Origin of the sequence: Streptomyces sp. SID3343 (genome assembly GCF_009865215.1) — a bacterium.
In the GTDB taxonomy this organism is placed as follows: domain Bacteria; phylum Actinomycetota; class Actinomycetes; order Streptomycetales; family Streptomycetaceae; genus Embleya.
This window is the reverse complement of the sequence record NZ_WWJX01000111.1, coordinates 1-4852: the sequence shown is the minus strand read 5'-3', so window position 1 is coordinate 4852 and position 4852 is coordinate 1. Positions and strand designations below refer to the sequence as shown.

The 4852-nt window shown below is 70.9% G+C and carries 6 protein-coding genes and 1 riboswitch; of the genes, 4 read left to right on the top strand and 2 right to left on the bottom strand.

The window, feature by feature from the left end:
* The 3 genes from GT354_RS03900 to GT354_RS03890 form a co-directional block, all read left to right on the top strand.
* On the top strand, positions 1 to 721 hold a 721-nt coding region (locus GT354_RS03900), incomplete at its 5' end, for a CHAT domain-containing protein (RefSeq protein WP_161354752.1).
* Positions 722 to 758: 37 nt separating this feature from the next.
* Positions 759 to 1451: a hypothetical protein gene (locus GT354_RS03895; protein WP_161354751.1), complete on the top strand. Its 693-nt coding sequence runs from the start codon at positions 759 to 761 to the stop codon at positions 1449 to 1451.
* Between the two features lie 237 nt (positions 1452 to 1688).
* Positions 1689 to 2369 carry a DUF5947 family protein gene (locus GT354_RS03890; RefSeq protein WP_161354750.1) on the top strand — a complete coding sequence of 227 codons (681 nt, stop codon included), beginning with the start codon at positions 1689 to 1691 and terminating at the stop codon, positions 2367 to 2369.
* Here the strand turns inward: GT354_RS03890 and GT354_RS03885 are convergent.
* On the bottom strand, positions 2344 to 2799 hold the full coding sequence (locus tag GT354_RS03885; RefSeq protein WP_161354749.1) for a hypothetical protein: 456 nt from the start codon (positions 2797 to 2799) through the stop codon (positions 2344 to 2346). The two genes, GT354_RS03890 and GT354_RS03885, sit on opposite strands and share 26 nt — an antisense overlap.
* Before the next feature lie 494 nt (positions 2800 to 3293).
* Positions 3294 to 3450: riboswitch (cyclic di-AMP (ydaO/yuaA leader) on the top strand.
* A gap of 6 nt (positions 3451 to 3456) precedes the next feature.
* On the opposite strand from GT354_RS03885, the gene GT354_RS03880 reads away from it, so the two are divergent.
* Entirely contained in the window at positions 3457 to 4446 is a 990-nt protein-coding gene (locus GT354_RS03880; protein ID WP_237534350.1) for a C40 family peptidase, read from the top strand.
* A 168-nt stretch (positions 4447 to 4614) separates the two neighbouring features.
* Here the strand turns inward: GT354_RS03880 and GT354_RS03875 are convergent.
* The coding region (locus tag GT354_RS03875; protein WP_161354748.1) for a hypothetical protein at positions 4615 to 4852 on the bottom strand (238 nt) is incomplete at its 5' end.

Genomic DNA, 4852 nt, shown 5'->3' with positions numbered 1-4852 from the left:
CACGGCGCAACCGAGCCCGGCCGCGGCAACCGCCCGCGCCGGCGAACCGGCCCGAACCACGTCACACCCGAGCCCGACCGACGCGCCACCCGACACCCCGGTCGACCCACTCGCCCCGGTCACCCCTGATCCCACTCACCGGCCCGCCGCCGCGGCGACCCGCACCGTCCCCCACGTGCTCTACATCGGCGCCAGCCCGGACGACCACGCGCAGTTGCGGGTGGACCGAGGGCTGCGGGAGCTCCTCGGGATCGCCGAGTGGGGCGGCATCGTGGTCGAGCCCGTGCCCGCCGCGATGGCTTCGGACCTGCGCCGCATCAGGGCGACCCGGCCGGACATCCTGCACCTCGCGTGCCACGGCTCCGGGGAAAGCCTGCTGTTCGAGGACATCCACGGCGAGGAACACGCGGTCTCCGCCCACCAGATCGTCCGCACCCTGCGGCTCTACCGCGACGAGGTCGGCATCCGACTGCGCGGCCTGGTGTTGGCCTCGTGCGACAGCGAGGCCATCGTGGAGCAGTTCCGCGGCACCGCCGACACGGTCGTCGCGCACACCGGCCCGCTGGACGACCTGTGCGCCAACGCCTTCGCCGGCCTCTTCTACCGGGAGGTGGCCCACGGGCTCGGCCTCGCCGGCGCGGCGCGCGTGGCCGCCCGCCTGACCGTGCTGGACAACGAATCCTGCGAGGCCCTGGAGTCCGGTCTCGTCGTCCTCTCCTGAGCCGCACCACCGCATCCCGAACCCGAGGGGGAATCCCGTGCTCGACATCGACCAGCCGGCACTGCCGCTGCAACCACTCGTCCTCGACGCCGAGGACCCCAGCCGCGCGGCCGAGGCCCACACCGGCCCCCCGCTCGCCGGCCGCGTCCTGCTCGGCGGCCCGCTGGCCGTCCCGGTCACCGCGGAGTACGTGGCGCAGGACCCCGACCTCGAACTGTTCGTCCGCCAGGAAGCCGCGCACAGCGTCTACCACGTGGTCCGAGTCACCCTGTCGTTCCCGCAGGCCCCCGGCGAGCCGCGCCTGCACAAGGCGTCCGTGTCCCTGGCCCTGGACACCCTGGAGGCCGGCGCCGCGAAGCCGATCGCGTGGTCGATGATCCCGACCCTGGTCACCGACGACCGTGAACGCACCAGAACCCTCACCCTCGGCCCGCGCCTGTCCTTCGCAGGCGTCGAACTGGGCGCCGGCGAGTGGAGCAGCGAAACCACGGCCCGCCGCGGCGACATCCACCTCCGGGCCGAAGGCGCCCAGACCTCCACCCCGTCGTGGCACCTGACCCGCACCAAAGCCCTCTCCCTGGCCGGCGACCGCCCGCTGTGCCTGATCGTCCGCGCCCCGAAGGCCACCACCACGACCCTCACCGCGACCATCCGGGCGAGCACCAGAACCAACCTCCTGCGCCGCTACCGCACTCTTCGCACCCCGTTGACCCTGACCACTCCCCTGTGACCCGAGGTCAACTCTTCGGTAACCCGAGGTCGCGCGCGCTCGTGTGCCCGGTTGTCGGGTGCACAAGGGCCTGTTACCGCGCATGATGCGCCCTCGTGCCTCCGGATGCGCAGTCCACCGCCCTCGCGCCGACGACACCCCCGGACGGGCCAAACGATCCGAGGCACCTCATCGCGTCCTGATATGAAGAACACAAGTCCGACATAAAGGACTCATGATCTTCGAGGAGGCGTAGCCGTGAGCGCCACATCCGCGAGTTCCCCCAGCCCGGCCGAGGAGACCAAGCCGACCGCACCGCCGGGCCTGGGCAGGTTCCACCCCGCCGCGCCACCACGACCGGAGCGGTGCGAACTGTGCGGTCACGAGATCGACCAGCGGCACCGCCACGTCGCCGACATCGAGGCGCACGTCCTGGCCTGCGCGTGTCGAGACTGCGCACTGCCGTTCGAAAAACGCGCCGCCGCACGCGGCCGATTCAAGACCGTGCCCCAGCGCTACCTCGTGGATCGCGACCATGTCCTCGACCGAAGCGCATGGGAAAGCCTGGGCATCCCGGGCGACACGGTGTTCCTCGTGCGCAACGCCGCCCCGAGCCGATGCGTCGCGCTCCACCCGAGCCCGACCGGCGGGGCCACCGAGAGCGAACTCGACCCACGCACGTGGCACGCGGCGCTGAGCGAGACCCCCCTCGCCCAGGAACTGCGGCCCGACGTCGAGGCGTTGCTCGTGCGACACATCGACGGGCGAAGCGAGTGCTACCTCGTACCGATCGACATCTGCTACGAATCGGTGGGCCGCATGCGCCGGCACTGGCAGGGCTTCCACGGCGACACCGCGGCGCGGATCGACCCGAGCACCGTCTTCGACCTGGCGCGCACTCGCGCGCAGGCGCTCAGGAGCGCAACTGCGGGTGCTTGACCCCGTCGAAGGGGCGGACCCGGAGCACCGGTTCCTTGCCGCCGCGCTGGGGAACCAGCTCCGCGGTCCCCCACGGCCGGTCGGGGAGCGTGACCACGAACGAGTAGGTGTTGGCGCAGCCCGTGCAGTCGTAGCGGTCGAGCCACCGGTCCACGTCCGTGACGCCGTCGGGCGTACGGGCGGCGTGCCGGTAGCCGGCGTGGCAGCGGTCGCACCGCTCGCCGGGCGCACACGTGCTGCCGCACGGGCACGGCACGTCAAAGCTCTCGGCCGGCTCCCAGTACTGAGTGCGCAGCGCCTCCCCCACCCGGGTGCCGGGGCGCCTACCCTCCGGGGGAACGATCAGCTTGCGGGCGGCCACGTTGTACGACTCGCCGGCAGCGGCCATGCGGCCGCGGATGACGGCCATGCGGACTCGGTTGGTGGTCATTGCTTCCTCCGGCGGTTGCCCACGATGGTTGGTGATGGCACGAACGGGTCTCGGTTGCGGGACCCGCGTGAGCCCGCGTGGGCGGGGCTGCCGGGGTTCACGATATCCGCTGTCGCCGGCCCGTCCGAAACCGCGCCGCAGGGTCGACCTCGACGCACAACTCGCACGTCTGGGGATGTGACGTATCCCGCACGGGCAAAACAGACATAAATTATATAGGCGACTTCGAGTCGTATTTCATTATGGCCGGTTCCCGGTGAGTCTCGATTATTTTCCGTTATCGGTTGGTTACGCCACTCTCTGATATATCGCCTTGTCATCGCATGTGTCCCGAGTCGCCCCGCGTCGCCGATCGGCCCCGAAGAGCCGTTTTCGAGGCAATCGAATTCGGTCATTCGGTTGTGGACCCCCCACGGGCTTGCCTACCGTGCTCGCCGATTCACCTTTCTGGTGAACCTCGCCGCCGGTACGCCGAATCCCGTCGCCGGCAGCGGGTGTCTACATCGAAGAATCCGACGGGAGCGGGGGAACCAGGTGAATCGCCGTGGCCGGGAACGTTCCGGTGACGGCTTGGGGTGAAGCCGCGTGATGCGGCCGGGCTGCTCCAGTCCGAATCCGACAGCTCACCTCGTAGGCGACAGGAGAGGACCCCATTTCATGCTGTCCACAAACGGCCGTCATCGCGTCGCCCGCCCCGCCAACGTCCGTCGCTTCGTCGCGGCCGTGGGCATAGCCGGTGTCGGTGCCGTGATCCCGGTGGCCTCCGCCGGTGTCGCGCAGGCCCAGGCCCCCTCCCCCTCCGAGCAGACCGCCGCCGGTGTCTCCGACGTCGTGTCGGCGACCCCCACCGCAGTCGTCGAGACCGCGCCCGCACAGGTCGAGACCGCCGCCCCGGCGAAGAGCACCTCCGCCGACAAGGCCGACTACGTCGTCAAGGCCGGCGACACGCTGTTCCGCCTCGCCGCGTCGAACAACGTCTCGGGAGGCTGGAAGAGCCTGTACGAGCTCAACCGTGACGTGCTGCTGTCGGGCCCCGACCTGATCGAGATCGGCCAGAGCCTGCGGCTCGACGGCGCGGCGCCCGCCAAGGCCCCGACGACGAGCAAGCCCGAGACGGCCAAGCCGAGCACGATCAAGCCGAAGCTCACCGTCAAGGCGCCGACCGGCACCGAGTCGAAGCCGAGCACGAGCAAGCCGGCCGTCACGCCGCTCGCCAAGACCCCGACCAAGTCCTCGACCGGCGGCTCGAAGGGCGCGCAGGCTCCCACCGGCGGCTCGACCACGTCGGCGCCGTCGTCGAGCAAGGCGGCCCAGGCCGTGGCCTACGCCCGCGCGCAGGTCGGCAAGCCGTACGTCTACGGCGCCGCCGGCCCGAACGCCTTCGACTGCTCGGGTCTGGTCCAGGCCGCGTACAAGAGCGCGGGCATCTCGCTGCCCCGCGTGACCAACGCGCAGTTCGCCGCCGACCCGCACGTCTCGGTGGCCAACCTTCAGCCCGGCGACCTGGTGTTCTTCTACTCGGGCATCAGCCACGTCGGCATCTACATCGGCGACGGCAAGATGGTCCACGCGGCCAACTCGCGCAAGCCGGTCGAGATCGCCTCGATCAACACCATGCCGATCGCCGGCGCCACCCGCCCGTCTTGATCGGTCGGTGGTTCGGTAGGCGGGTGGGCCGGTAGCCGGTAGCGACACTCGACAACGGTCTCGGAGTCGACGGCGGGGAATCAGCGAATTCCCCGCCCGCGACTCCGAGACCGTTTCCGCGTCCGTCCGCAGCCCGCCCGAAGGCGGCTCGACCGGCCCGGCTCGGTGTTACCCGCCGGTGCGGTCGGGGACCAGGCGCAGGGCCGGGCGCGGCGCTGCCGCCGACGCGGCGTTGAGGATGCGGGCCATCGTTCGCGTCGAGCACTCGCCGACGGCGAGGAGGCGCGTTATGTCCGGCTCGTCGTCGGGATGGTCGGCGCTGTCGGGGTCCGAGGTGACGTCGTGCAGGCGTTGTACGTAGTCGAGCAGGGCGTGGTCCTCGGGGCCGAAGCCGGCCGCGTAGCGG

Bases quoted from the DNA above. Each gene is read 5' to 3' on its own strand.
- GT354_RS03880 (WP_237534350.1), top strand. From the start codon at position 3,457: ATGCTGTCCACAAACGGCCGTCATCGCGTCGCCCGCCCCGCCAACGTC.
- GT354_RS03885 (WP_161354749.1), bottom strand. From the start codon at position 2,799: ATGACCACCAACCGAGTCCGCATGGCCGTCATCCGCGGCCGCATGGCC.